General features: G+C 66.4%; 26 protein-coding genes and 1 tRNA gene. 17 read left to right on the forward strand and 10 right to left on the reverse strand.

What is annotated here, in order from left to right; translation table 11 throughout:
* Positions 1-375 precede the first annotated feature (375 nt).
* The 6 genes from FHR84_RS12595 to FHR84_RS12620 form a co-directional block, all read right to left on the reverse strand.
* A complete protein-coding gene (locus tag FHR84_RS12595; protein ID WP_179535676.1) occupies positions 376-1608 on the reverse strand; it encodes a sensor domain-containing diguanylate cyclase in 1233 nt (410 codons plus the stop codon).
* Positions 1609-2602: 994 nt separating this feature from the next.
* Positions 2603-3745 carry a hypothetical protein gene (locus FHR84_RS12600; protein WP_179535677.1) on the reverse strand — a complete coding sequence of 381 codons (1143 nt, stop codon included), beginning with the start codon at positions 3743-3745 and terminating at the stop codon, positions 2603-2605.
* Positions 3746-3964: 219 nt separating this feature from the next.
* Positions 3965-4861: a hypothetical protein gene (locus FHR84_RS12605; protein ID WP_179535678.1), complete on the reverse strand. Its 897-nt coding sequence runs from the start codon at positions 4859-4861 to the stop codon at positions 3965-3967.
* A 754-nt stretch (positions 4862-5615) separates the two neighbouring features.
* Complete coding sequence (locus FHR84_RS12610; RefSeq protein ID WP_246300506.1) at positions 5616-6545, reverse strand: SUMF1/EgtB/PvdO family nonheme iron enzyme; 930 nt, start codon at positions 6543-6545, stop codon at positions 5616-5618.
* 60 nt (positions 6546-6605) lie between these two features.
* On the reverse strand, positions 6606-7382 hold the full coding sequence (locus FHR84_RS12615) for an aminotransferase class IV family protein (RefSeq protein ID WP_179535680.1): 777 nt from the start codon (positions 7380-7382) through the stop codon (positions 6606-6608).
* A gap of 186 nt (positions 7383-7568) precedes the next feature.
* Complete coding sequence (locus FHR84_RS12620; protein WP_092527902.1) at positions 7569-7907, reverse strand: GntR family transcriptional regulator; 339 nt, start codon at positions 7905-7907, stop codon at positions 7569-7571.
* A gap of 123 nt (positions 7908-8030) precedes the next feature.
* Here FHR84_RS12620 and FHR84_RS12625 point away from each other — a divergent pair, with 123 nt between their 5' ends.
* The 14 genes from FHR84_RS12625 (at position 8031) to FHR84_RS12690 (ending at position 16570) form a co-directional block, all read left to right on the forward strand.
* On the forward strand, positions 8031-8381 hold the full coding sequence (locus FHR84_RS12625; protein WP_142074791.1) for a hypothetical protein: 351 nt from the start codon (positions 8031-8033) through the stop codon (positions 8379-8381).
* A 301-nt stretch (positions 8382-8682) separates the two neighbouring features.
* The gene (locus FHR84_RS12630) at positions 8683-9000 is read left to right on the forward strand and encodes a hypothetical protein (protein WP_179535681.1); all 318 of its coding nucleotides are present in this window, start codon (positions 8683-8685) and stop codon (positions 8998-9000) included.
* A 96-nt stretch (positions 9001-9096) separates the two neighbouring features.
* Positions 9097-9261: a hypothetical protein gene (locus tag FHR84_RS12635; RefSeq protein WP_179535682.1), complete on the forward strand. Its 165-nt coding sequence runs from the start codon at positions 9097-9099 to the stop codon at positions 9259-9261.
* Between the two features lie 29 nt (positions 9262-9290).
* On the forward strand, positions 9291-9515 hold the full coding sequence (locus tag FHR84_RS12640; RefSeq protein ID WP_179535683.1) for a hypothetical protein: 225 nt from the start codon (positions 9291-9293) through the stop codon (positions 9513-9515).
* Positions 9516-9612: 97 nt separating this feature from the next.
* Complete coding sequence (locus tag FHR84_RS12645) at positions 9613-9780, forward strand: hypothetical protein (RefSeq protein ID WP_179535684.1); 168 nt, start codon at positions 9613-9615, stop codon at positions 9778-9780.
* Positions 9781-9804: 24 nt separating this feature from the next.
* Entirely contained in the window at positions 9805-10068 is a 264-nt protein-coding gene (locus FHR84_RS12650) for a hypothetical protein (RefSeq protein WP_179535685.1), read from the forward strand.
* A complete protein-coding gene (locus tag FHR84_RS12655) occupies positions 10068-10250 on the forward strand; it encodes a hypothetical protein (RefSeq protein WP_179535686.1) in 183 nt (60 codons plus the stop codon). Before FHR84_RS12650 ends, FHR84_RS12655 begins: the two co-directional genes overlap by 1 nt.
* Positions 10251-10333: 83 nt before the next feature.
* Complete coding sequence (locus FHR84_RS23265) at positions 10334-11827, forward strand: FtsK/SpoIIIE domain-containing protein (RefSeq protein WP_179535687.1); 1494 nt, start codon at positions 10334-10336, stop codon at positions 11825-11827.
* Positions 11828-11914: 87 nt separating this feature from the next.
* Positions 11915-12475, forward strand: coding sequence for a GGDEF domain-containing protein (locus FHR84_RS12665; protein WP_179535688.1), 561 nt, complete (start codon positions 11915-11917; stop codon positions 12473-12475).
* Positions 12472-12654, forward strand: a complete 183-nt coding sequence (locus FHR84_RS12670; protein WP_218862779.1) for a hypothetical protein — start codon at positions 12472-12474, stop codon at positions 12652-12654. The genes FHR84_RS12665 and FHR84_RS12670 overlap by 4 nt, the downstream gene beginning before the upstream one ends.
* Positions 12655-12671: 17 nt before the next feature.
* Complete coding sequence (locus FHR84_RS12675) at positions 12672-13634, forward strand: DUF2637 domain-containing protein (RefSeq protein WP_179535689.1); 963 nt, start codon at positions 12672-12674, stop codon at positions 13632-13634.
* A gap of 91 nt (positions 13635-13725) precedes the next feature.
* Positions 13726-15240: a replication initiator gene (locus FHR84_RS12680; protein WP_218862780.1), complete on the forward strand. Its 1515-nt coding sequence runs from the start codon at positions 13726-13728 to the stop codon at positions 15238-15240.
* A gap of 2 nt (positions 15241-15242) precedes the next feature.
* Entirely contained in the window at positions 15243-15422 is a 180-nt protein-coding gene (locus FHR84_RS12685) for a helix-turn-helix domain-containing protein (RefSeq protein ID WP_179535691.1), read from the forward strand.
* Positions 15422-16570 (forward strand): tyrosine-type recombinase/integrase, encoded by a 1149-nt coding sequence (locus FHR84_RS12690; RefSeq protein ID WP_179535692.1) that lies wholly within the window; start codon positions 15422-15424, stop codon positions 16568-16570. Before FHR84_RS12685 ends, FHR84_RS12690 begins: the two co-directional genes overlap by 1 nt.
* 71 nt (positions 16571-16641) lie before the next feature.
* Here FHR84_RS12690 and FHR84_RS12695 read toward each other — a convergent pair.
* Positions 16642-16714: transfer RNA gene (locus FHR84_RS12695), tRNA-Arg, on the reverse strand.
* A 207-nt stretch (positions 16715-16921) separates the two neighbouring features.
* On the opposite strand from FHR84_RS12695, the gene FHR84_RS12700 reads away from it, so the two are divergent.
* Positions 16922-19030: an NB-ARC domain-containing protein gene (locus tag FHR84_RS12700; protein ID WP_179535693.1), complete on the forward strand. Its 2109-nt coding sequence runs from the start codon at positions 16922-16924 to the stop codon at positions 19028-19030.
* A 139-nt stretch (positions 19031-19169) separates the two neighbouring features.
* Here the strand turns inward: FHR84_RS12700 and FHR84_RS12705 are convergent, their stop codons facing one another.
* The 3 genes from FHR84_RS12705 to bluB form a co-directional block, all read right to left on the reverse strand.
* A complete protein-coding gene (locus FHR84_RS12705; protein ID WP_179535694.1) occupies positions 19170-20297 on the reverse strand; it encodes a hypothetical protein in 1128 nt (375 codons plus the stop codon).
* Positions 20298-20526: 229 nt separating this feature from the next.
* Positions 20527-22020 (reverse strand): diguanylate cyclase, encoded by a 1494-nt coding sequence (locus tag FHR84_RS12710; RefSeq protein WP_179535695.1) that lies wholly within the window; start codon positions 22018-22020, stop codon positions 20527-20529.
* 104 nt (positions 22021-22124) lie between these two features.
* On the reverse strand, positions 22125-22805 hold the full coding sequence (gene bluB / locus FHR84_RS12715) for a 5,6-dimethylbenzimidazole synthase (RefSeq protein ID WP_179535696.1): 681 nt from the start codon (positions 22803-22805) through the stop codon (positions 22125-22127).
* Positions 22806-23000: 195 nt separating this feature from the next.
* On the opposite strand from bluB, the gene FHR84_RS12720 reads away from it, so the two are divergent.
* Together FHR84_RS12720 and FHR84_RS12725 are read left to right on the forward strand one after the other, a co-directional pair.
* Positions 23001-23693 carry a response regulator transcription factor gene (locus tag FHR84_RS12720; protein ID WP_179535697.1) on the forward strand — a complete coding sequence of 231 codons (693 nt, stop codon included), beginning with the start codon at positions 23001-23003 and terminating at the stop codon, positions 23691-23693.
* Complete coding sequence (locus FHR84_RS12725; protein ID WP_179535698.1) at positions 23690-25132, forward strand: ATP-binding protein; 1443 nt, start codon at positions 23690-23692, stop codon at positions 25130-25132. Before FHR84_RS12720 ends, FHR84_RS12725 begins: the two co-directional genes overlap by 4 nt.
* Positions 25133-25348: the final 216 nt, after the last annotated feature.

Genomic DNA, 25348 nt, shown 5'->3' on the forward strand with positions numbered 1-25348 from the left:
GGGACCGCCCGGCTCCCCGGATGTGGTGGGCCGCTGCCGCAGGTGCCATGAGGAGTGATCACGAAGTAGTGTGGTGTTCGTCCGTTGTGGCCGTGATCATCGTTCGGTGCGGTGATCGCCGGTTTTTCCCGAGCGAGACCGGTGGTTCTTTCCGCGTGATCGCCCCGTGAACCGTCTCGGTTTGGCGCTGGTGGAGGACACCGTGCCCGAGGGGCGGCAAGCGGTGGGGCGTGGTTCGGCCGTGTCGGTGAGTCGAGCGCCGCGGACCTCCGTCGCCGCGTCGAGGCTGTTGAGGCGACCGCGCCGGTGACCGTACCGCGTGGTGCCGGTCGGTTGGCCGTTTTCGTCCGCCGGAGTGCCCGGAGGTCCGGGCCGTTACCCGAAGCGGGCGGGTTTGCGCGCGTACATGTCGCGGTCGGCGCTGGCAAGCAGGGCATGAGAGGTTGTCGACGGGTCGCACGTGGTGGTCAGCCCCACGCTGGCGCCCAACTTGACCCGTCGGCAGGAGGCCGGGGCCGCGGCGTTCAGCTGTTGGGCGATCCGGGTGCGCAGCTCCTCGGCTTGGGCGTGGTCGGCCAGGGCGGCGAGCACGACGAACTCGTCACCACCGATGCGGGCCACGGTGTCGCTGGAACGTACGGCGCTCGACACTTCGTGCGCGGCGGCTTGCAGGACACGGTCGCCGGTGTCGTGCCCGTAGCGGTCGTTGATCGGTTTGAACCCGTCGAGGTCGATCATGAGGACGGCGAGTACGCCGCCCTGCTCCGGGAGCTTCGTGAGTTCCTGCTGGAACCGGTCGAGAAGCAGGGAGCGGTTGGCCAGACCGGTCAGCGGGTCGTGCAGCGCCATGCGGGTCAGCTCGGCCAGCCGCCCCTCGTCCACCTGAGCATCGTCCCCGAGCGCCTCGTACTGGCTGACCACGTAGGCGGGCCGGTCGTCCAGTCCCTGGACCACGCCGATGCGGGTCAGGGTCCAGAACGGGTGTCCGTCCCGGTGCCGGAGGCAGAGCTCCAGGCTGGCCGACTCGGTGCGGCCCTCCCTGAACTGGGCGTACAGCGAGTCCATCTGCGCCTTGTCGCCGTTGTAGACCAGATCGCTGCCACGTTGCCCCAGCAGCTCGTCCCGGGGGTACCCGACCAGCTCGCACAACCTGGCGTTGACCTCGGTGCAGCGCCCCTCCAAGTCCATCAGGGCCATGCCGATCGGGGCATCGCCCAGTGTCCGGCGCCAGAGCAGCTCGGCCCCGTACCGGTCGGTGATGTCGTGGAACTGGGAGACGATCAGGTGCGGGGTGTCGTCCGACGTTCTGAGCAGCGAGCTGGTGACGAGTACCAGGACGACGTTGCCGTCCGAGCGCAGGAGCCGCTTCTCCGCCGAGAAGCTGTCGATCCTTCCCGCCTCCAAGTTCTGGATCGTCTCCTTGGCCAGAGCGTAGTCATCCGGATGGGTGACTTCCGCGGGCAGCAGTTCGAGCAGCCGCTCCCGTTCGTAACCGAGCAGGCGGCACATGGCCGGGTTGACGTCCACGTGCCGGCCGTGCAGGTCGATCAGCGCGATGGGACCGGCGAGCTGTTTCCACAGCGTCTCCCACGGCACCGTGTCGCTCATGTTCCGCCCCCGGTTTCCACGACTCCCACGCTAGCTGCCCCGGGAACACATCACGACCGGTGAGCTTCCCGGATCGGGCCCTGCCGAGTTCAAGATCCCAGCCTCCGGTGTGCGGAGCGCGGAGAGGTTCCGCGGGACCACTCGTCCGTGGTCGCTTGCCAGCGGGCGGACTTCGGCGGTCGGTTGCTCGTGCTCGGAGTATTCGCACCGGCGGTCCGAACGGACGCATCTGATGAGGCCGGGCGTTCTACTAGCGGGATCGCGGCCTATAGCCGTGCGCTGGGGTGATGTGCCCTCGGCAGGATTCGAACCTGCGACACCCGCTTTATGGGACGAGGCTTCGCATCGTCTGTCGTCGTCGGTCAGTCCTTGGTGTGCGCTGGGGCGGAGCGCGTAGGTGAGGACTTGTTACATGGCGGTAGCAGTGGACGTTTGCCGTTGTTTTGTGGGGGTAAAGTGGGGACGCTTTGAGGGGATCACATCCTGAACTCGTGGAGTAATGATTCCTCTTCTGGGAGATCAAGAAGAGCTGGCCTCATAGCCTTCTTGGTGACGCTGGCCAGTGAAAACGCCACTTCTTTGGTCAGCGCCATTTTGTCGCTCGGCGGTGTCATACGGCCTGTAGGAGACCTGGCGACCACAGGCGACCACATTGACGGATGCGGGAGTTTGGGGCCAATGGGGGGTCTGAGTAGTAGCGGTACAGGATTTGGCGCTAGGCATGGCTTCGGCTGGTGATCGAGGTGTCGACACACAGCTGTGGAGCGGCTGGGACGGTCCCGGCCCCCTGTTCCCGCTGCTGTAACCAGGAAGGAAGGTCGTTACCGGAGGATCCTGCACTCCTACTACTCAGACCCCGGAAGGATTGAACGATGCTGCTGGTCAGCAGGCTGATTTAGCTTGCTCTGGATGCCGGTCGAGTGCTGATCTCTGACGCTGTGAGCAGCATCGATACTCGCTGGCGTTTAATCTGTCATGACTGTTCCCCAGATCCTTACTCCGGGCGGAGGGCCATGCCATGCAACTGATGCGGCCCTTCGAGAAGATCAGACATACCCGGCAGGCTCGTGTGCATGAGGCTCTCTCCGGTGCTCTGGTCGTAGATCCGTAGCTCCGGTTCGTCCTCGTCCGAGGTCTGTGTAATCAGGGCCAAGCGGTCGTCGTGGATGGTCGCGCTGACCTCGCTGCTGCGCGGCACGATCTCGTCTTCGAGAGGGAACTCTTCGACCGTCTTTCCCGTGTCGATGTCGGTCCGCATGAATGCCTGGCGATCGAGCGAAGCCCACAAAAAGCTCTGGCCGTCGTCCGAGAGAACTGTACTGTCGAGGATGGCGAGGCCGTAAGAACTGTTCGGCCGAACGCTTTTTCCGTTCGCATCAGTGAGTGGCGTCTCGACCACCTCACCAGTGGAGACGTCCCAGGCTCGAAGGGCAACCGGCCGCTCAGGATTCCCGCTGTCATCGGCAACCGCAGCCAAGTGGTACATCGTCCCCTCTCGACAGGGCGCATCATGGTTCTGCTGTGCGGAACCCGAGACCGGCGCCATCCCGACGAGTCGCTCGTTCTGGCCGGCAGCATCCGCTTCGGGCAAGTCTGATGAGTTGGAATCGTCACCGGAGAGACGAGTCAGCATGAACGACGCCGGCCCATGGGTGCCCCGGATTTCGAGTCCTTGTTTGGAGGCCACCTGCTCATAGTCTCCGGAGGGCTGAGCCAGACCGTAGATCTCACCGTCGCAGGAGCTGGCTACTTGGTAGTAGCCCTCGACATTCTTCCGGCTCGATGCGCCGTCAGCATGGGTCACCAGCTGCTCGGTATAGCCGACTCCTGTGGTTCCTTCATTGAACAGGCCGATGAAGCCGCCGTCGCCCGTCGGGAACAGCGCGTGCTGTGATGGGGCCTTGGGGCTGTCGGTGGTACGCAGTCCTTCATCGGTGAGCTGATAGTCCTGCTCAGTGTCGGAGAAGAACAGCCCGTCCTCCGACCACCCGATCGCCGCGGTATCCATGCCGGAGGTTTCGACGACGCTGATCTCTCCCACCTCGTCGACCAGGACGAGGTGCCCCGCGGACGAATCCCCGACGTCCTGCGCCGGAGGACTAACGTAGGCGGCAGCCCGAACGCCGTCCAAGGTCACATCCTGCGGCTCCTCGACATCCGCCGAAGGACCAAAGCATGCCGACGTGGTCAGCAGGACTATGGCGAGCCCAACCGTTGCGCGTGTAGAAGAGAACGAAGATCGAGTCATGTGGCTCCCGAAATATACGAAGCTGCGGTAGAGCATCATCCGCAATTTCGCGGATGATACCCCACCGCATGGAATACCTATTGCCCATTACCGGGCGAGCTGTGTCGATCAGAGTGTCTGATAAGTGACGGTGAAGACGTCATCCCGGATGTTTCCTGGGTATACACCGGGTCCGCCATTGCTGTCGATATCGATGCCGGAAGTCGACTTATAGGCAGCCCAGACAAGCTGAGAACAATTCATATTGGCCGAGTCGGTGTATTTGTTGAACGCGAAGTTTGAGCGATAATCCTTGTGTCTGTAACTATTGTATGCCCGATCGGCCGCGCTATTCCTGTTCGACTGGGTTGTTGCTACTTTCTGCTTCTTGGTTCCTGGATCCGTGCTGTAGTTCCACGCGCTGTTGGCGCGACTTAAATCATCGCCGCCTGGAGCTTCGACAATGGTGGCTGTCGTGTAGTAGATGCCGTTGTGACCGTGATTGAAGCCCCATGTGGTAGCTGGCGCGTAGAATACATCCCCCTTGTTCCGCCCATACCCCAATGTCCTGCTTCCACTCTCGCCGGGGCTGGACATCAATTCTGGAGAGTTTGCGTCCTCCACAGAAGCTTCGGCTTCGTCGAGAGCGTCTTTCGCAGCTTCCTTTGCGCTGATCCCGTTACTCTCGGCGTAGTTGCGCGCTGCAGATCTCATCTCCTCGGCAGATGTTCCCGGGTTGAGCTCAACGAGGCGCTCGATCGTGTCCTTCTCGGCTGACTCTCCATTGGTTGCGGATGAAGCCTCCTCACCCGAGTTCTGGTGATTTGTCGGAGCAGCCCCTGCAACGTTGGCACCACCAAGGAGAAGAGCTCCTGCCGCCAAGACGCTGAGCGTCGATTTGAACGCCATCCGTTCCGTCATACCGATAATCCAATACAGGTTGTCTTCTTTTATATATCGAACAGCAATCCGCAACATTACATACGCAACAAGCTTTTTTGTTACTTTTGTAGGAGTGGAATGCATGTTCAATTTTTCTGTTAACTGCCTGCAATAAAAAATTAGCAAACTCGAGCAAGGAGATCAAATATTCAACGAAAAGTATGATCCTGGTCACATATTTTTAAATTGGTTGCATGTGTGTCATATCTCTAATAAAGGGAAGTGTTTCCACTTGAAGCGGAATAAACAAAAATTTACTTGTGATATTAAATGCATCCAAATCGATTAATTGATGCAAAAGCACTAGTACCTGTTGCTCATCGATGCCGTATCGAAACAAGAAAAATGCAGGATATAAAGGTATATCGGGTTCAATAGTATGAATGGCTTACCTTCGTTTGCTCTAAGGAGCCCAGCTGGGTGAGTGGCTACGCAGCGGGCGCGGTGGGCTGTCCGTAGGAAGTGGCTGAGTGAGGGCGTCCACGGCGGAACCCCACCTGCTTCGTCACTGTTGCCCGACCAACCACGGTGCCCGGACCTCCGATGGACGTGCGGGCGAGTTCTCCTCGGCGGCCCCTGCCGTGGTCTCGGGCCGCCTGCCTTCCGCTCCGCGTCCGGGAAGCCGCCCGCCCACCGCTCCGCGGTCGGCCGCCGGCGCCGGGACCGGGCTTGCCCGCACGCCCGGCCTCGGCCTGGCCGACCGCACCAGACAAGCGGGCGGGCGGCTCTCCCCGGACGCACCGGGCAAGTAGGCAGGCGGCCCCGGCAGGGGCCGCCCTTGATGAAGAAAAGAAACTCTAAACACACGCACGCTGAGACTGCGCGCGGCTCAACTCGTTCACTTGTTCAGTAGACGCTCCATCGCGTCGGCTGACACAGCGCACCGGAATCCTGTGTCGTCGTCGCACATCGTCTCTGCCGCGTCGTTGAACGAAGACGGCGTGGCGCGATCGAACGGACTCGTCCAGGCTCCACCGCGTAGTTCTCGGCGACCTGGTCGGGATGCTGTGGAGAACCACTCCCACACGTTGCCGCACATGTCGTAGGCGCCGTACGGGCTCACACCGCTCTGGTATCGGTCGACGGGTGTGGTGGCGCCTATGCCGCTTTCCCGCACGTTGCACTTGGCCGGGGTCGGTTGATCGCCCCACGGGTAGACCATGCCGCGGGTGCCACGGGCTGCTTTCTCCCACTGCTGCGCTGTCGGAAGTTCCTTGTCCGCCCAATGTGCGTAGGCGATGGCATCCTTCCAAGTCACGAACACCACGGGATGGTTGGCGAGTTCGGCCGGATACTGCTCGTCCGGCCAGTGTTCCGGTGGCTTGTGTCCTGTCGCTGCGGTGAACCGCGCGTATTCGGCATTGCTGACCGGGTGCACGTCGATGTAGTAGGCCGGAACCCAGACCGGCTCGTTGCTCGGTCCGGCGAGGAACACGCTCGCGTCGACCTTGACCATCAGGCTGCCGTCGCTCGGGTGGCGTACCTGGGTGCTGCCGATCAGCTCGGTCGTTTCGGAGGAGCCACCGACCACGCGTCCGTCGGTGAGGTACTTGAACCGGGCTTGCGTGTCGGAGTCGCTGCGCTGCATGCACGTATCCAGCGCTGCTTGATTCACTGGCCGCGGGGTGACGTTGCCCCCGGCTGCTTCCCACTTCGAGATCATGCGCTCGCTGACGCCGAGATGAGCGGCGAACTCCCGAAGGCTCATCCGCATGGCGTTACGTAGCGCGCGGACCTCGATTCCCGTCCACTGCTGAACTGTCGCCAATTGCCGCATCTCCCCTGTGCCGCTGTTCCACAGGGGAGAGTAACGGCTCCATCGCTCGCTTCACACCTGTTCAGGTGGGATATCGGCGTAAAGTTCGCGGAGCTCGTGAATCGCCTTGTGGTCGGTGTTCCACTCGACGCCTTCGATCGACGCTATCGGCCGAACACCGGTGGCCGCGTTGGTCGCGAAGGCGGCTTCCATGCTCTCGAGGTCGGCGAGGGTCACGGGCTCGGTGGTGATGGGTTGGTCGAGGGCCTGGTTGATCAGGCGCATGGTGGTTCCGGGGAGCATCTCGGAGCGTGGCCAGATGGTCTGTCCATCGCGGATGAACCCGATGTTCGACGTCGCGATTTCGGAGATCGTCCCGTTCGGGTTGAGGAACAGCACATCGTCGAAACCTTCGCGCTGCGCGGTCCGCCGGTGCCGCATCGCGCCGTAGAGCCCGACGTGCTTCACCTTCGGCTCCTCGCGGGAGTACGAAGCTGCTTGCAACCGCCAAGGGCTCGGTTCTCCGCGGCTGGCTTCGCGGACGGTCACGAGCACCTGGGGGTCGGCATCGGAGCCGATCGTTCCCAGATTGAGGGCGGGGTCGAAGACGGTCACTCGCGCCACGGTTCGCTCGTCTCCGGTAAGCACGTTTCGGACATAGGCGCGTACCCGGTCGGTGTCGAGTTCGGTGTTGAACAAATGGCGGCAGTCATGTGCCAGGCGTTGCAGGTGGAGCGACAGACCGCGCACCTTGCCGCTTTCGACCAGCATCGATGTGAAGTGCCCGTAGTTCGTCAACGCAAGGGTCTTGATCTGGTCAAGCGTGGCGGGGGTGCCGTTCAGTTCCATACCGGCCACCTTCCCACTCCACATGGGCTGACTGAAGCTGTGCTGCACCGAAGTTCAGGGAAAGTTCAGCAGGTCGGATTCGGCAGAAGTTCAGCGGAGGGGTGGGTGCAGGCCAGTACCCAACGGGCGGTTCATATCGCAATCTTGAACCATGACAGCGCGATGGAACGACCTTCGGGAGCGGGCTTACCGCTGTTGCTCGAGAGCGTCCAGGCGGGCGGACAGGTCCGCGACGGTGGCGCGTAGTTCGGCGACGGCCGAAGCGAGGTCCTCACTCTTCTGTGCGGGTTCGGCAGGGACCGAGTTCACGAACGTTCCCACGGAGGGGGTTGTCGTGATCCAACCATCTTCCTCCAGGGCGCTCAACGCCTTCTGCGCGGTCCCGAGTGCCACCTCGTACTTCTCGGCGACTCCGCGGTTGCTGGGAAGGCGGTCGCCGGGACTCAACGCACCTGAGCGGATCTCGCGCTTGATGGTCTCGGCGACACGCTGATACGCGGCAAGCCCTGGGGTTTCCTGCTCCATGGCAAACAGTCTAACCAAGGCGACCCACACCGACATAGCTCATCGGGGCACACCCCCTTGCAGACCAATATAGTCCGATGTATATTGATTTATATCGGCAACGAACAACGGAGGTATTGAGCCATGCTGCGAAACATCCCGGTGCTTCTGGAGGGCTACAAGTTGCAGGTTTCCGAGGAGCCGACGATGAAGACTCGGTTGGATGAGCACGGCAACGAGGTGGTCGCTACCGATTACCACGGGGCCACGCAGTATGTGGTCAGTCTGTTCGCCAAGCCGCTGGACGAGAACGGCAAGGCTCGCGGCAAGGGCGAAGAGATCAAGGTGACTCTGGAGGCCGAGCCCGAGGAGATCGACGACGGCACGCGGGTGGAGTTGATCAACCCGCGGGTGTCGCACTGGCAGAACGATTTCGGCAACGGCACCACGTCGGGCCTGTCGTGGAAGGCCACCGGGATCAAGCCGGTCCGCTGATACGCCGATCCGGTTCACATTTCCCTGATTAGTCTTTCCGCCCGTTCGGGCATGGTTGTTTGAGAATTCCATAGTGGGGCCGAGCTGTGTCTTTTTCCTGGCGCTTTGGGTGTCGGGGAATGGTGTTGACCCCTGGCCGCGTGGTGTGGCCGGGGGTTTTCAGGGTTTCCCGACGGAAAGGAGCTTCTGTGTCGTTGCGGTATTGCCCGGCGTGTCATTGCGACCGGTGGTTGTATGCGCACTCCGGTGATGGTTTCTGTGAATGGAGCACGGTGTGAGTGGCGCTCGGAAAGGGGCTTTGATGACGTTGCGGCCGGGGCAGACGCAGAGTGTGCGTTTTGATGGCTTGTTGATGTGGGTGTCGGATTCTCCGCGTGAGGGATCCAGCGGGAAATTTCGAGTGAGGTTGATCGTCAAGCCGTTTGACGCGCAGGGGGTGGTTTCCCCGGGTGGGGATGAGGTTCGGGTGACGTTGGACAGTCCTCCGGAGTCGAGCATCGCTGCCGGGGATCGTGTGGAGCTGGTCGAGCCGTATGTGCAGGCTTACGAATTCACCACGCACGGAGGGACAGCGACCGGGTTGATTTTCAAGGCGGCTGCGCTGCATCCGGCCTTGTGAGCCGCGTATCGAGCAACGAACGTCCGTGAGAATTGTGCCCGGCCAGGTCGCCTACCAAGTTCCCTGGCCGGACTCTCCCAACAGTAGGAGGGCTTCATGTTTATCACAGGTGACGACGAGATTGAAGATCTGGCCAAGCAGGTCGGGGTGCTGCGTCGTGCTCGGGGCGGTCTGTCGTTTGCGGCCACGTGGGCGGGTGGTTGTGGCACACCGCTTTCCGACTCGACACAGATCATGTGCACCCGGTGTGCGCGGCAGTGATGGTGGCGGAAAGGACGTGGTGGTTCGTGGTGATCTCGGCGGAGAATCCGGCGGTGCGATACCGGAAGCAGGTCTCGGACGCTCTCAGGCGGGCGCGGGAGTTGCGCACGGAGTTGGACCGGCTGGAGCGTCGGTTGCAGGCGGTGGCGCCAGAGGTGGCGACGTGGTTGCCATTCGCGGTCACCGATCAGGAGGCGGTGGTGCATCGCTTGTGGGGTGTGCTCGACGATATCGATAATCAGGAGTCGTACTAATGCCGATGGGTTGTCACGGTCTGGGCTGTCTGTGCCTGAGTCGTTTCGGGAAGGAAGTGTAGGCATGTCGAGCGCGGAAAGTGCCGAAGAGGAATTCATGGCGAGTGTGACGGCGGCCTGGCACAGCTATGTGCGTCGGGTTCATGCGGAAGACAACGAGCAGCGTGACTGTGTTCGGGCGGATGTGCGGTTGAGTCAGCGTGTGGCGGACGTGGTGGCGAGTTTCGCCGAGTACGACTGGCGCATCAAGTACGGGTGCAACTAAGAAGGACACGAAGGAGGGTGACTGATGGCGACGGTTCCGGTGGGCCGTGGGGTGCCGAAAATCAAGATGAACACTCCGGCGGTGAACAGGCTGCATTTGATCGGCAAGCTCATGGATGATCTGCACGGGCAGCTCAACCAGGTGTATTCACTGGAAGAGGAGTTCTCCGAAAAGCGCCAGTTCAACGAAGCTGTGGACATGGTGAGCAAGGCTCAGGACTCGATCAAACGCGTGCGGGACGCGATCGGAAAAAAGGGCGGACAGTCGGTAGCGAAGGGATACAAGTGATGGGCCGCAACAGCGACGATATCCACAAGATGGCGAAACGGGTGGATGCCTCGATGGCCACACTCAATCAGGCGTTGCGTAAGTTCGGCGTTCCGAAGGGTCTCGGGAATTCGCTGAAGGGTTTGAAAACCCGGACCGGTGATGTGATCTCGCAGTTGGAAATGAGTCGACGGCGGCAGTAACCGCCGATACGGAACGGGGCGCTCGGTCTTCTTAGAAGGCTGGGTGCCCCTTTTTTCATGCGTGAGAAAGGATGTGGGTGACGGTGCGGGAGACGCGCGTCAACGCTGGGGATACGGAGCGGACTCCGGCTCGGGTGGTGCTGCGGTTTCTGGCCCGTCACCCCCGGTCGGTGGGTTCGCTGGCCGCGGTCGGCATCACCGGCTGCTACATCGGGTTTCACACGATGCTGATCGGCGCCGGACTCGCCGCGGTGGCCGGGGCTTCGTGGGCGGTGCTGGACCGGCCCACCTTCGACCGGTTCGCCGGACGGTTGCTGCGGGCCTGGTGGCGCCGATGGCTGACCTATCACCGCAAGTGGCAACGGGTGATCTTCAGTTGTGGGCTGGTGCAGTCCTCCCCGAAAGGCGAGTCCCGAGCGCCTCGACTGCTGGCGGTGCGCTCGAGTTGGTGTTGGGACTCGGTGCGGGTGCGGCTGCTGGATGGGCAAACCCCGGCCGATTTTGAGGGCGTGCTGGACCGGCTGGCCAGTGCCTACCGCGCCCGGCGGGCCACGCTGCGCACGCTGAAACCACACGTGATCAGTCTCGATTTCCAGAAGAAGGAGCCGTTCGAAGTGTTGCTGACACCCCTACCCGAGATGCCGCGCGAGGAGTCCGCGGTGGATCTCTCGCGGCTGCCGATCGGCCAAGACGAATACGGCCGTGAGTTCGCCCTGAACTTCGTCGACGGGTTGCACCACCTGTTGGCCGGTGCTCCGGGCGCCGGAAAAGGCTCGTGGATGTGGGGCCTGTTGCGGGCGTTGGCTCCGTGGATCCGCTCCGGGCGGGTGCGGCTGTGGGTGATCGATCCCAAGGGCGGTATGGAGTTCGGCCAGGGCGAAGGGATGTTCCACCGACTGGCCACCGACGACACCAGCGGGCTGGACCTGGCCCGCGAATACGTCGACACCCTGGACGAGCGCAAAGAAACCATGGGACGCCAGGGGCGGCGCAACTGGACCCCGGGCGACTCCGCCGAATACCCGCTAGACCTGCTGGTCATCGATGAGTTGGCCTCGATGACCGAATACGCCGACCGTGACATCACCCGCGAGTTCGAACGGCTGCTGTCCAAGGCACTGGCCCAGTTCCGCGCGGTCGGCGGCCGGGTGGTCGGTGCCACCCAGGAACCGACCAAAGACGTGATCCCCATGCGGGGACTGTTCCCGACCAAGGTGGCCCTGCGGCTGGAAGAGGCCTCGTACGTGGACATGGCCCTCGGGGAAGGCGTGCGCGACCGGGGCGCCTTCGCCGATCAGATCCCCGACTACATGCCCGGCGTGGCCTACCTGACCCGCGAAGGACACCGCGAACCCCTGCGCGTGCGGGCGGCCTACACCACCGACGACGACATCACCGAATTGGTCCGCTTCGCCACCAGCCACGACGCCACCGTCCTCGACTTCCCCACCGGCACCGACTCCGCGGACTCCGCGGAGGCCGCCGACACGGAACAGACAGAGACCGAGACCGACTCGCTCGATGTCGAATACATCGAGGATGACGGCGACGAGGACGAGGACTTCGACGCCGCGTAACCCGCTCGAACACGGAAACGGCCCCGCTCCTACCTCCGGCAAGAGAACTCAGGAGCGGGGCCTACCTCACTCATGGAGGCAGGTTTCATGTTGGCAGAACTCGCCCTGGGCGCAACCACCCTCTCCAGTTCCGGGCTCGGACTCTGGGCACACCGGCTGTGGCACCGGCTGCACACCGACCCGCTGACCGGGCTGGCCAACCGTGCCCGGATGCACCGGGCCTTCCACCGGGCCCGGCGGCTGCGCCGCTCGAATAGCCCACTCGGGGTGCTGTTGATCGACGTGGACCGGTTCAAACACGTCAACGACACCCACGGACACCGCACCGGCGACCAGGTGCTGACCACCATAGCGACCGAATTACAGGCGGCCACCGGGCCGGGAGAGCTCCCCGTCCGGCTGCACGGCGACGAACTGGCCGTACTCCTCACTCGCCCGGATGCGGGCGACGTGGCCGAGAAGAGAGCGGCCGAGATCCGCCGCACCGTCCGCGGTACTCGGGTGATCGACGGGCACCCGATCGAGCTGTCCCTGTCGGTCGGGGCGGCCACCACCACCCCGGGCGACGGCGCCTTATCCGACCTGCTCGCGCTGGCCGATCAGCGCATGTACCACACCAAACCGTCCCGAAAGGCGGTCACACGATGATCCTGTTTCACCTCTCCGGCCGTGGCTTCGCCGGGCTGCTGCTGTCCACTCTGGCCGTGCTCGGCGTGCTGGCGCTGCTGTGGGCCCTGGCCGGGCCCGCCTGGTCCATCGGGATCGGGCTGGTCCTGGTCCTGCTTATCCGGGGCGTGCTCGCCCTGCTCACCCCGAACAGCGAATAGGGAAGGGAGTCGCTGGCATGTCGGCACAGACCGAATCGGACGGGCCGTCGACCTCGGGCGCGCACCGCTGGTTGGCTCCGGTCTCGCTGGTGATCGTGGCCCTGGCGGCGGTGATGGGCTGGGCGGCCTCCTTCGTGGGGCTACACGACTACGGGCATACCGACATGGTCGGGTTCACCGTGCTGACCGCGTGGTTGCTGCCCTCCACCTTCGACGGGGCCGCCTTCGCGTGCAGCCTGATGACCTACCGGGCCTCGATCCACGGGCGCTCGGCCCTGCGCGGCCGGATCCTGATGTGGGCCTTCACCGGCGTGAGCGCCTGGATCAACTGGATCCACCAACCCACCGTGGAAACACGCCTGGTCGCGGCCGGGCTGCCCGTAGCGGCGGTGGCCGTGTTCGACGTGGTGCTTAGCGAGCTGCGGGCCGACTACGAAACCCGCCACGGGCGCACCAACTTCCGCCTCCGCCCCGGACTGCTGCTGTTGCGGTGGCTGGTCGACCGGGCCGGCACCTCGGCAGCGTTCCGCGACCGCATCACCAGCATCCCCGTGCACCAACTCGCCGGACTCGCCCAAACCCCCACACAGCCCGAACCACCGGCGGACACGGCCGCGCCCTCGCCGGTGCCGGACTCGGACACTCCCGAACCCTCCGAGGCTGCTTCGGAAGACTCCGAGGCTGCTTCGGAAGACTCCGCGGAACCGGAAACAGACGAACCGGCCGGTGAGGCTCCGGGGCCCGCGCTGCAGGAAACGGCCTCGGAACCGGCCCCGTTGGGTCCGGTGCGGCCTTCGTCGGTGCGGCTGCCCGAGTCCGTGTTGAACACGCTCACCACAGCACGCGATGAGGCCTACTCCTCGGGACGTTCGCTGAGTGCGACCGATATTCAGCGGCTGACCAAACTGCCCGAGAGAACCTCCGCTCAGCTGGCCGAGGAACTCGCGATGCCCGACACCAACGGGCACGCGATGTCCTGATCCCGTACTCGTCTCTGATCACTGCTCGGCGGAAACCCCGTGGTCTTCGTGCCCTGGGGTTTCCGCCTTTTTCATGCTGGGAGGTGGCTGCATGGTTCTTCCCGTCTCCCCGGAAGTGGACCGGCTGACCCGCCGGATGCGCTCGCCGGACTTCGAGGACTGGAAACGCAAAGTCAAGTCGGTGGCCGGCTGCACTCGCCCGGTGCACCTGTCCGGCCGGTGGGCCATCCAGGACACCCACAGCGGGGCGGAGCTGGCCGCGCGCTCGGGCCAGATCATGACCCCCTGCGGCAACCGCCGTGAATCGGTCTGCCCGGCCTGCTCGGACCGCTACGCCGCCGACGCGTTCCACCTGCTGCGCGCGGGCCTGTCGGGGGGCTCCAAAGGTGTTCCCGACACCGTGGCCGAGGCTCCGCGGGTGTTCGTCACCCTGACCGCGCCCTCCTTCGGTGCCGTGCACAACCGACGGGTGAGCCCGACAACGGGCAAGACCATGCCGTGTGCCTGCGGCTCGTTTCACCACGAGCACGACCCGGCCCGCGGGCAACCGATCGAGCCCGACTCCTACGACTACCTCGGGCACGTGCTCTGGCAAGCCCACGTCGGCCCGCTCTGGAACCGGTTCACCACCTATCTCAAGCGGCATCTGGCCCGGGCCGCCGGGATCGGCTCCCGCGAGTTCGGCCACCACGCTCGCGTGTCGTATGCCAAAGTCGCCGAGTACCAGCGCCGCGGCGTGATCCACCTGCACGCGGTGCTCCGCCTCGACGGGCCAGCCGGTCCCACCGACACGCCCCCGGCCTGGGCCACCACCGAACTCCTCACCGAGACGATACAGACTGCGGCGCGGGCAGTGTCGGTCACCGCCCCCGAAGTCGAGGGGCAGCGGCGCGTACTCACCTGGGGCGAGCAACTCGACGTGCGCCCCATCCGCGCGGCCAACGCCTCCCAGCTCGAAAACGAGCGGGGTGAGATCACCGAGGATCGGCTGTCGTCCTACGTGGCCAAATACGCCACCAAAGGCACCTCAACGAGCGAGGCAATCGACAAGCCGATCCGCTCACAAGGACACCTCGACCTGCTCGCCATCAACCCGCACCACCGGCGCATCATCCAAACCGCCTGGAACCTCGGCGCCCCAGTGGCCTGCCCGGACTGCCACCCGAACCACCCGCACGCCGGGGACGGCTGCCCCTGCCACTCCAGGACCGGTAGCTGCCCGACCTGCCACGGCGGCGGCCAGGTGGCCCGCACCACCCGCGAGCACTACCTACGTCCCGACACGGCCCTCGAGGTGGACCCGCTCGACGCGCTCAAAACCCGCCGGTGGGCCCACATGCTCGGCTTCCGCGGGCACTTCCTGTCCAAGTCCAAGCACTACAGCACGACCTTCACCCAGATCCGGGCCGACCGGCGCCAATACCGGCACGACTCGGTGCTCGACGAACTCGGCGTGACCGACGACCAGATCACCGTGATCAACCACTGGGACATGGTCTCCGTCGGCCACGACTCACCGGAGGAAACCGAACTCGCCGAAGCCATCGCCCACCGGATCCGGCTGGACCGCCAGCAACGCTACGAACACGAGAAACGGAGGAACTAACCATGCGCAACCTCTGGGGCCCCTCCGACGTGGCCGACTACCTCGGCATCCCCGTGCAAACCCTCTACCAATGGCGCAGCCGCGGGGCCGGGCCACCCGGCCGCCGCGTCGGCAAACACCTGCGCTTCAAACCCGACGACGTCGAAACCTGGTTCGACCAACAACCCGCGGAGGTGAGCTGATGCCACGCCCACCGCTGCCGTTGGGTACGCATGGTGAGATTCGGTGCTACAAGGTCGCCGAGAAGAAGTTCCGAGCGCGGACCAAGTATCGCGACTATGACGGTACCGTGCGACACGTCGAGCGCATGGGGACGAGTAAGACCGGTGCCAAGGAGAACCTGAAGCAAGCGTTGCGGGACCGTGCGCGGGCTGTGGCCGGTGATGAGGTCACCGCGCGAAGCAAGCTCGTCGACTTGGCGCAGATGTGGCTTCGGGAGTTGGACGAGTCAGACAAGGCGATGCGGACCAAGCGCACCTACCGCGATGCGTGGGAGCGGGATCTGGCTCAACCGGTGGGAGCGCTTCGGGTGTCCGAGGTGACGGTCTCGGTAGCCACTCGGGTGCTCCGGGCGATTCACGACAATGCCGGATCGGGCAGCGCCAAGCACGCCAAGGTGGTGCTGTCGGGAGTGCTGGCGATCGCGGTCCGTCACGACGCGCTCCCGAGCAATCCGGTCAACGAAGTGACCTTGCCGAAGGCGAGCGGCTCGCGGTCGAGTAATCAGAAGACCGTGATCACGCGGGCGGAATACCTCGGCCTGCGCAAGCATCTCGCTGCCTCGACGAAGGCGAACCGACGTGACCTGCCGGACGTGGTGGACGCGTTGGCCGCGCTCGGCTGTCGCATCGGCGAATTGCTCGCGCTGGACTGGTCCAAGATCGACCTACAAGCGGGCACGATCAGGATCGAAGGGACCGTGATCCGGGAGAAGGGCGTGGGCCTGTTCGTGCAGGAGCACACGAAGTCCTCGGCGGGCATGCGCACGGTCACCGTTCCCGCGTGGTTCGTGGATCTGCTGCGGCGGCGTCGTGATGCCGCGGAAACCGAGTGGGTGTTTCCGACCGCCTCGGGCACGCTGCGCGATCCCGACAACACCCGGGCGGATCTCCGCGCAGTGCTGACGGATACCGAGTGGCTTGGGCTGCACCCGCACGCCTTTCGGCACCTGGTCGCCACTCGTCTCGATGAGGCCGGGCTGTCGGCTCGCGAGATCGCGGATTACCTCGGGCATGATCGTGTCAGCATGACTCAAGACGTGTACATGAACCGCAAGACGGTCGGGGACTCGGCGGCCCGAGCCCTGGACGACCTGCACGATCAGGGCTGAGCAAAAGTGGGGATAAAGTGGGGATCGATCTTGCTCGAGATCCCTGCTCGCCCACGTGCGCTGGGGTGATGTGCCCTCGGCAGGATTCGAACCTGCGACACCCGCTTTAGGAGAGCGGTGCTCTATCCCCTGAGCTACGAGGGCTTCGGTTGTTCGTCCCGGCTCGTCGAAGCCGATCCGTCAACGAGGATACCGCTCCGGTGCGTGCCGCCGAACACCGGGCCGGTGCTGGGAGCGGGGAGCGGCACTCGGCGCGCTGGCCGGGCCTTCTCGCCGGGCCGAGCGGAAAGCCCCTTCCCCGCACGGTCAACTGATCGTTACCGTGTGCTCCGAGACGGCACTGGGGTGGCGATGACGAACGAGTTCCACGGCGACGCGCACAACGCGGTGCAGGCGGCGCACATCGAACAAGTGACACTGCACTACCACCAGGCGCGGGAGGAGTCTCCCGCACGTCGCCGGAACAGCCTTCCACCCGGCCCGAGACTGCTGGTCGACCGCCGGAGCGACAACCGCAGGCTGCACGAGGCGCTCGACCGGGCGGCCGACGACGGCGAGACCACCGGCACGGTCCTCATCGCGCTCTGCGGCATCAGCGGAGTCGGCAAGAGCACGCTGGCCAGGAGCTTCTCCTGGGAAGTCCAGGACCGCTTCGAGGACGGCTTCCACTACGTCGACTGCCACGGGCTGGCCCCGTCCGGCCCCGGCGAGCTGGCCCTGCTGTGCCTGCGCCGGCTGGGCACGGCCGAGCGCGACCTGCCCGCCTCCGGTGGGGAAGCGCTGGTCCTGCTGCACGAGCTGACCCGCGACCGCCGGATGGGCTTCGTCTTCGACGGGCTGGTGCACCCGCGCCACCTGCTGCAGCTCCGGATCGCCGCCCCGGAGAGCCTGATCCTGTTCACCAGCCAGTACAGCGCGGACGAATTCTCCTCCGACGGGGTGAGCTCGATCGACCTCGAACCGCTCTCCGACGAACACGCGATCGAGCTGCTCGCCCGGATCACCGAAACGCGGCTCGACGCGGAGGACCCCGACGCGAAGCGGCTCGTCGAGCTGTGCGGGAACATGCCGCTGGCGCTGGAGTCCGTGGGCAAGAAGATCAAGCGGCTCAAGCACTGGACACCGCGCCGCGCCGCCGACTGGCTCGCCGACCCGTCCCACAAGCCCGAGTTCCTGCGCGACAACCCCCGCGTGCGCGACACCCTGGAGCTCGTGGTCACCGACCTGCCCGCCGACCAGACCGAGCTCTACCGCCTGCTCGGTACCGTCCCCTGCCGCACCTTCGACGTCGCGACCACGGCCGCGCTGCTGGACACCGCACCGACCGAGGCCGAGGACCTGCTCTACGAGCTGCACGCCGCGAACCTGCTGCGCGAGTCCGAACCGGGACGCTTCCACCTCCACGACCTGGTGCGCGCCCACGCAGGCGAACACGCCAAGGCGCTGGACCGGGAGCACTCCGAACGGGCCCACCGGCGCCTGGTCACCCGCTACCGCAGGCTGGGCGCCCACGCCGACCGCGCCGTGATGGAGGCGAACAGGCTGCGCGTGGCCGGTGACGAGGACCTGGTGGCGCCCGAGCGGAACCCGTTCACCAAGCGGACCGCGCTGCGCTGGCTGGAAACCGAACTCCCCAACATCCTCGCGCTGCTGCACGACGCGGAGCTGCGCGGCGACGACGAAACGGTCCTCGCGCTCTGCGACGGTGCACTGTGGACGCTGCACAACTACCACAAGCACTACGACGAGACGCTGCGCGCCTTCGGAACCGCGGTCGAGGCGGCCGAGCGCCGGGCCGACACGCTCGCCCTGGCCAGGATGCGCATCCTGCGCACCCGCGTGCTGATGGAACTCCACCACTTCACCGCGGCCCACGAGCAGGCGCGCGAAGCCGTCGAAACCGCCGTGAACTCCGGACACCGCCAGGTGCTGGCCTCGGCCCACGAGTTCCACGGGCGGGTCTACCTGGAGGAGGAGAGCTACGAGTCGGCGATCGAGCCGCTCGTCCGCTCCTGGGAGATCAACAGCGCCCTGGGCAAACAGCGCGGCATGGCCCTGGTGGAGCACTTCGCCGCCCAGGCCCACAGTGGACTCGGCGACCAGGGAACGGCACTGGAACGCCTGGAAACCGCGACCGCGCGCCTGAAGGACTTCCCGAACGACTGGCGCACCCCGGCCCGGATCAGGCTCACCAGGGGGATCGTGTACCAGCGGCTGGGCCGTCACGAGGAAGCCGTCGAGCAGCTGGGCGCGGCGGTGCGCGAGATGAGCGCGCACCAGTCCGATTCGGACGACGAGCGGCTGCTCTTCGACCTGGCCCAGCCCTTCGAACGGCTCGCGCCGTCACTGCGCGAGCTGGGTGAGGACGACCGAGCCGCGCAGTGCCTGCGGGAGGCCGCCGCGATCTACGAGCATGCGGGCAGCCCCCGAGCCGCGAGGTTGCGCGCCGAACTCGGGTAATCGACTGCTCCGTGCTTCCTCGTCGTAGGTGGTTGCTTGGCGGAACCTCTCGCGGGCTCTCGCTGCGGTGCCCCGACCTCCGGCGCCGAAGGAAACCCTGAATCGCCTACGCAAAAAGAGCCGCGGAAACTCCGAGCGCTCACTCGGGGACGAAGGGGTCCACGGGCCGCGCCACCGCCCGCCACGAGGGCTCGGTGATTCCGAGCTGCTCGTAGATAACCCGGCGCAGGGCATCGGCGGCTCCTCCGGGCCGCGCGAAGGCCGCGCTCACGAGCTCGGCGTACCCCTCCACCGGAGCGGCCCGCTCGAGCTGCTCGCGCAGCGGGAGACCACGATCCAGGTAGGCGGCGCGCCTGCCCAGCTCCTCCCGCGGGGTGCCCGCCACCACCTCCCGGCGGCCGAACTCCGCCAGCAGCAGTCGTTTTCCCAGCGCAGCCGCGTACATCCCCAGTGATCCGTGGTCGGAGACCACGGTGTCGGCGGCGACGAGGGCGGCCTTCCACCCGTGCTCGGGCGGAACCAGCACCAGCCCGGAGTCCCGGGCCCGGTCGGTCCACTGCCGGATCTGCCAGGGACCGTGCCGGTCCCAGACGTTGGGGTGCAGCACCAGGGCGACCTGGTGATTCCGCCCCGGCAGCGCGTCCACCAGCTCCCCGGCCAGTTCCGGCGCGCGGCCGAACAGCGCACGCGGCCCCCAGGTGGACGCCAGCAGCACGAGCTCGCGGTCCCCGGTCCCGAGGGAGTCCCGGTAGCTCTCCCGGGACGGCGTGCTGATCCGCAACCGGTCGAAGCACGGGTCCCCGACCACCTCGGCCCGGTCCTTGGCGAGCGGGCACTCGCGGGCCAGCAGCTCGAACTGGTCCCGATGGGACAGGCACACGACCGAGGGCACGACCCTTCCGTTCCGCACGAGCTGCTCGTGCGCCAGACCGGCCACCTCCGAGCCGAACCCCTGCCCGGAGGGGAGGTGCTTGTGGTGGCCCGCGCCGTGGGAGAGGGTCAGCACCGGCACGTCCAGCTCGTGCAGCGCGCCGTTGCCGCTGGGGGAGATGGCCAGGTCGAAGTTCCGCCCGCTCGCCTCCGCCCACGGGACCACGTGCATCCCCGCGCGGCGGAAGTGCCCGGACAGGTCGGCGTCGAACTCCGAACCGGCGGCGTGGGTGAACCGGGTCTCCACCCGGAAGTCATCGGCGAGCACCGTGAGCACGTCGGCGAGCCGGTCCAGGGCGGTCAGGTTGCGAACGACCCCGAGAACCCGCCTGCGCACGGGCGCGGTCCCCCAGGGATCACCCCGGCTCCCGGCTCCCGGCTCCCGGCTCCCGGCTCCCGGCTCCCGGCTCCCGGCTCCCGGCTCCCGGCTCCCGGCTCCCGGCTCCCGGCTCCCGGCTCCATCCACATTGTACCCATCGACGTTTCCTCGGCCGGACGGTCCGCCGCGGGACTGCTGAGCCGTCGACACGGGCCCGATCCTATCGCCACGAACCGGTTGGCGGGACTCACTCGACGGTCTGGGGCTCGCGCCGCTCGGAATCGTTGATCTCCACCCGGTTCCGCCCGCCGTGCTTGGCCCGGTACAGCGCGACGTCGGCCGCGGTGAACAGGTCCTCCAACCGCGCCGGTCCCGCGGCGGCCCCGATGCTGACGGTGGGGAGGCGCTCCAACTCGCCCAGAACCTGGGACCAGTCGTGGCCGTCGACGGCTGCTCGGATGCGCTCGGCGACCACGGGGCCCGCGGACCGGCCGTCACCGGTCGAGTCGACGAGCAGTATCACGAACTCGTCCCCGGCCCACCGGCAGAGCAGGTCGTCACCGCGGCACTCGTTGCGCAGCAGCCCGGCCACCTCGCGCAGCGCCGTGTCGCCCATCGAGTGCCCGGCCCTGTCGTTGACGTCCTTGAACCAGTCGACGTCCAGCAGCAGCAGCCAGGGAATGCACCCCCTGGAGGCGCTCCGCTCGATCAGCCCCGGCCCGTAGCGCTCCAGGCCGAGCCTGTTGGCCAGCCCGGTCAGCGGGTCCCGCAGCGCCGCGGCCTCGGCCGCGTTGGCCTTGCGCTGGGCGTGCACCGCGATGCGCCGCTGCTCCAGCGCCTGGGCGAGCCCTTCCCGCAGCACGCTCACGGTGCTTCCGGAGGCACGCAGCGCCCTGCGCAACGCGGTGGCCTCACCCACGTGGTCGCCGAGCTGCTGGCAGATGGACCCCAGATCGGTGGAGATCCGCGTGATCAGCAGCGTGTCCTTGCTGAGCTCGGCCCCGTGCAGCGCTCGACTGGCCGCGGTCCTGGACTTGTCCAGCTCGCCCCGCCTGCGGTGCACCTCGGCGAGGGTCCAGTAGGAGAGCGACTCGCCGAACAGGTCGTCGGTGCGCCGGGAGTCCTCGAGAGCCTCGAGGACCCGTGCATGGGCGGTTCGGAGGCTTCCCAGCTCCACCAGCGTGCGTGCGCTGCTGGCCATCGCCCGCCTCCGCAGCGCCCCGTACGAGCTCAGGCTGATCGTCTCGTTGAACTTCTCCAGCCCGTCGGAGAGGTAGCGTTCGGAGGCCATTTCGTGCACCAGCACACGCGCCACCAGCGTGGTCCCCTCGCGCAGCAGGCAGTGCGCGAGCGTCTCCGGGTCGTCGGACTCCCGTGCGATCCGCACGGCGCGGCTGAGCAGCTCGAGCGCCGGTGTGCTGTGCCCCTCGAGCAGATAGCCGAGCATGCTCAGGGCGTGCGCGGTGGAGGCGTCGTTGCGCCACTCCGCGTCCAGCTCGCTCCACGCGTCGGCCGCGAGTTCCAGCGCGAGCGACACCCGCCCCAGCCTCCAGGCGAGCAGTGCCCGGTGCACGATCACGACCGGGCGGCTCCACTCGTTGCCGACGAGGTTGGGAGCGCTGGCTATGGAGTCGTCGAAGGCGGCCTCGCACTCCTCGATCCGCCCGGAGTCGAGTAACAGACGCACATGACGGTCCTGCTCGGGTATCCGGCCCACCAGCATCGGATCGTCTTGTTCCACGGCGTCCTCGCACTCCGAGATCGCGAAGTCACCGGGTCGGGCCGAACCGGCGTGGTTCGGTCCCCGGGGAGTCCGCGTCGATTACGCGACCTTCGCGCATCAGGCTACCGGGTGAAATCGTGCCGGTACTTGCCGTCATGCACAACATCGTCCAGTTGCAGCCTGCTGCGCCAGCCGTGCCGTTCCAGGTCGGGCTCCTGCGCGAGCTCCTTCACCGTGCCGAGGCACAGCCAGGCGACCGGCCGCACTCCCGACGGGATGTCCAGCAGCCTGCGCAGGAAGTCCTCCCGGTAGAAGCTGACCCAGCCCACGCCGAGCCCTTCGGCGGTGGCGGACAGCCACAGGTTCTGGATGGCCAGGCAGACGGAGTACAGGCCCGCGTCGGCGATGGCGTGGCGCCCGAGCACGTCGGGGGAACCGCGTTCGGGGTCGTAGGTGACCGTGATCCCGATGGAGGACTCCACGATTCCCTCGACCTTGATCTTGGAGAACGTCTCGGCGCGCTCCCCGCTCAGCTCGGCGGCGAAGACGCTGCGCTCCGCGAGCACGTGCTCGCGGAAGGACCTGCGAGTGGCCTCGTCGCGGACGAGGACGAAGTCCCACGGCTGGGACAGCCCCACGCTGGGCGCACTGTGCGCCGCGCCGAGTACCCGCCGGAGCACCTCGGGGGGGATCTCCTCCCCGGTGAACTCGGAACGCACGTCGCGACGTCGGTTGATCACGTCGTAGAGATCGGATGTCGGTTGCGAGGAGTGAGCCCCTCGTGGTTGTCCGGCCGTTGTCATCCTCGCCATCCTGCCGTGCGTGCGGCGGGTCTTCCCAGAGGGCCGAGATGTGAATGATCCCGCGCACTTTTCCGATAGCTCGTGCGGTGGGGAACCTCCGGGCGGGTGTGACCCCGGTCATAGATTTTTCGACACGCCGGTGATCCCGGCCCGCTTCTCAGTCTGTTCTCAGGGCTTCGGGTAAGACTGGGGGACATGCGCATTCTCGTCGTCGACGACGACCGTGCCGTGCGGGAGTCCCTGCGGAGGTCCTTGGAGTTCAACGGTTATCAGGTCGAGCTGGCCTCGGACGGTCAGCAGGCCCTGGAGTCGCTCACCGCGGCACGTCCGGATGCGATGGTTCTCGACGTCATGATGCCCAAGGTCGACGGGCTGGAGGTCGCCCGCAGGCTCCGCGGCACCGGGGACGACCTGCCGATCCTGGTGCTCACCGCGCGGGAGGCCGTTTCCGACCGGGTCGCCGGGCTGGACGCGGGAGCCGATGACTACCTGCCCAAGCCCTTCGCGCTCGAGGAGCTGCTCGCCCGGATGCGGGCCCTGCTGCGCAGGGCCTCGGCTCCCGAGCCGGGAGCCGAGGAGCCGGAGCCGCTGCGCTTCTCCGACCTGGAGCTGGACCCGGGAACCAGGGAGGTGCGCCGGGGGGAGCGCGGGATCAGCCTGACGCGGACCGAGTTCGCGCTGCTCGAGCTGCTGATGGCGCACCCGAAGCAGGTCCTGACGCGCAGCAGGCTGCTCGAGGACGTGTGGGGCTACGATTTCCCGACCACGGGCAACGCGCTCGAGGTCTACGTCGGCTATCTGCGACGCAAGACCGAGGCCTCGGGGGAACCGCGTTTGATTCACACCGTCCGTGGAGTCGGATACGTGCTTCGGGAGACTCCGCCGTGACAGCACCGGCACCACCACCGCCCGATCTGATCGAGGCGCAGCCCACCGACGAGAGGACCGGCAGATGGCAGCGCGTCTCGCTGCGCAGCAGGGTGACGTTGTTGGCGGCCATCTGCGTGGCGGGAACGGTCGCGCTGGTCTCCATCGGGGCCTTCGTGACCGTCCGGGAGAGCCTCTACGAGCAGGTGGACCAGAACCTGCAGGAACGCGCGAGTCAGGCCGTGTCGGGGCCGCAGGTGCTGGAGCCGAACCTGCGGTCGGTCCCGGCCGCTTTCTACGCCGCTGCCAACCTGCGGATCTGCCTGGTCTCGGCCGACGGGAAGTCGGTGACCGGCCCGGGGGAGGCACCGCCGTGGGGCGGGGACGAACTCTCCGTCGCCAGAGGCGAGTCCCCCTCGTCGCTGCGCACCGACGAGTCCACCAACAACAGGGTGATCGCGTTGCCCGCGGGCGACGACATGGCACTGGTGATGTCGCAGTCCTTGGCCCCGACGAAGGCGACCCTGGCGCAGCTGAGCGTGGTCCTGGTCGTGATAGGCGGCGCGGGGATCCTGCTGGCCGCCGCGGCGGGGACCGCCGTGGCGCGTCCGGCGCTGCGTCCGGTGCAGCGGCTGACCGCGGCGACCGAACGTGTCGCGCGGACGGGTGACCTGCGTCCGATCCCGGTCAGCGGTGACGACGAGCTGGCCCGCTTGACCACCAGTTTCAACAAGATGCTCGGCGCGCTGGCCGAGTCGCAGGAACAGCAGCGCAGGCTGGTGGCCGACGCGGGGCACGAGCTGCGCACCCCGCTCACCTCGCTGCGGACGAACCTGGAGTTGTTGATCGCCTCCGACAAGCCCGACACCCCCCGGTTGTCCGATGAGGACCGCGCCGAGATGCTGGACGACGTGCAGGCCCAGCTCACGGAGCTCTCCGCCCTGGTGGGGGACCTGGTGGAGCTCGCGAGGGAGGACGCCCCGAACGCCGTGCACGAGTCCGTGGAGCTCGTCGACATCGTCGAGCGGGCCTCGAGCAGGGCCAGGAGGCGCACTTCCGAGGTCGAGTTCGACGTGCGGCTGCGGCCGTGGACGCTGCTCGGCGATGCCACGGCGCTCGAACGGGCCGTGCTGAACCTGTTGGACAACGCGGCCAAGTGGAGCCCGGCCGGGGGAACCGTCCGGGTGGAGTCGCGCCAGCACGACGCCGGGTTCGCCGTGCTGGAGGTGGCCGACAGCGGGCCGGGGATCCCGGAGGAGGACCGGCCGCACGTGTTCGAGCGGTTCTACCGCTCCACCGAGGCCCGCCCGCTGCGTGGTTCGGGGCTCGGACTGGCGATCGTCAAGCAGGTCGCCGAGCGGCACGGGGGCAGCGTGCGCGTGGGGGACGCCCCCGAGGGGGGGACGTTGCTCTCGATGTACCTGCCCGGCCGCCCGAGCGCCTCCACCGAGAACGGCTGACCGCGCGGCGGCGAACGCGGATGTCGTGTTGGAGCCGACACGCTTGGCTTCGACGCGTAGTCTTGTAGGATGTTGTTGCTTTGTGTTGTTTTTGTGTGGACTTGCGGGTAACCGGGCCGACTCGGCGGTGCTGAACGGCCTCGCGAGGACGCGTGAAGGCCGGTGCTTTCGCGGGGCGGAGACCCGCCCCGTGCGGTGCGCACCGCACGGCCCGCG

The sequence above is a fragment of the Actinopolyspora biskrensis genome (genome assembly GCF_013408175.1).
Lineage (GTDB): Bacteria > Actinomycetota > Actinomycetes > Mycobacteriales > Pseudonocardiaceae > Actinopolyspora > Actinopolyspora biskrensis.

Coding starts and splice junctions, on each gene's coding strand:
- FHR84_RS12595 (WP_179535676.1), bottom strand. CDS start 1,608: ATGAGCGACACGGTGCCGTGGGAGACGCTGTGGAAACAGCTCGCCGGT.
- FHR84_RS12605 (WP_179535678.1), bottom strand. CDS start 4,861: ATGCATTCCACTCCTACAAAAGTAACAAAAAAGCTTGTTGCGTATGTA.
- FHR84_RS12615 (WP_179535680.1), bottom strand. CDS start 7,382: ATGGAACTGAACGGCACCCCCGCCACGCTTGACCAGATCAAGACCCTT.
- FHR84_RS12620 (WP_092527902.1), bottom strand. CDS start 7,907: ATGGAGCAGGAAACCCCAGGGCTTGCCGCGTATCAGCGTGTCGCCGAG.
- FHR84_RS12625 (WP_142074791.1), top strand. CDS start 8,031: ATGCTGCGAAACATCCCGGTGCTTCTGGAGGGCTACAAGTTGCAGGTT.
- FHR84_RS12630 (WP_179535681.1), top strand. CDS start 8,683: ATGACGTTGCGGCCGGGGCAGACGCAGAGTGTGCGTTTTGATGGCTTG.
- FHR84_RS12635 (WP_179535682.1), top strand. CDS start 9,097: ATGTTTATCACAGGTGACGACGAGATTGAAGATCTGGCCAAGCAGGTC.
- FHR84_RS12645 (WP_179535684.1), top strand. CDS start 9,613: ATGGCGAGTGTGACGGCGGCCTGGCACAGCTATGTGCGTCGGGTTCAT.
- FHR84_RS12650 (WP_179535685.1), top strand. CDS start 9,805: ATGGCGACGGTTCCGGTGGGCCGTGGGGTGCCGAAAATCAAGATGAAC.
- FHR84_RS12655 (WP_179535686.1), top strand. CDS start 10,068: ATGGGCCGCAACAGCGACGATATCCACAAGATGGCGAAACGGGTGGAT.
- FHR84_RS12665 (WP_179535688.1), top strand. CDS start 11,915: ATGTTGGCAGAACTCGCCCTGGGCGCAACCACCCTCTCCAGTTCCGGG.
- FHR84_RS12670 (WP_218862779.1), top strand. CDS start 12,472: ATGATCCTGTTTCACCTCTCCGGCCGTGGCTTCGCCGGGCTGCTGCTG.
- FHR84_RS12675 (WP_179535689.1), top strand. CDS start 12,672: ATGTCGGCACAGACCGAATCGGACGGGCCGTCGACCTCGGGCGCGCAC.
- FHR84_RS12680 (WP_218862780.1), top strand. CDS start 13,726: ATGGTTCTTCCCGTCTCCCCGGAAGTGGACCGGCTGACCCGCCGGATG.
- FHR84_RS12685 (WP_179535691.1), top strand. CDS start 15,243: ATGCGCAACCTCTGGGGCCCCTCCGACGTGGCCGACTACCTCGGCATC.
- FHR84_RS12690 (WP_179535692.1), top strand. CDS start 15,422: ATGCCACGCCCACCGCTGCCGTTGGGTACGCATGGTGAGATTCGGTGC.
- FHR84_RS12700 (WP_179535693.1), top strand. CDS start 16,922: ATGACGAACGAGTTCCACGGCGACGCGCACAACGCGGTGCAGGCGGCG.
- bluB (WP_179535696.1), bottom strand. CDS start 22,805: ATGACAACGGCCGGACAACCACGAGGGGCTCACTCCTCGCAACCGACA.
- FHR84_RS12720 (WP_179535697.1), top strand. CDS start 23,001: ATGCGCATTCTCGTCGTCGACGACGACCGTGCCGTGCGGGAGTCCCTG.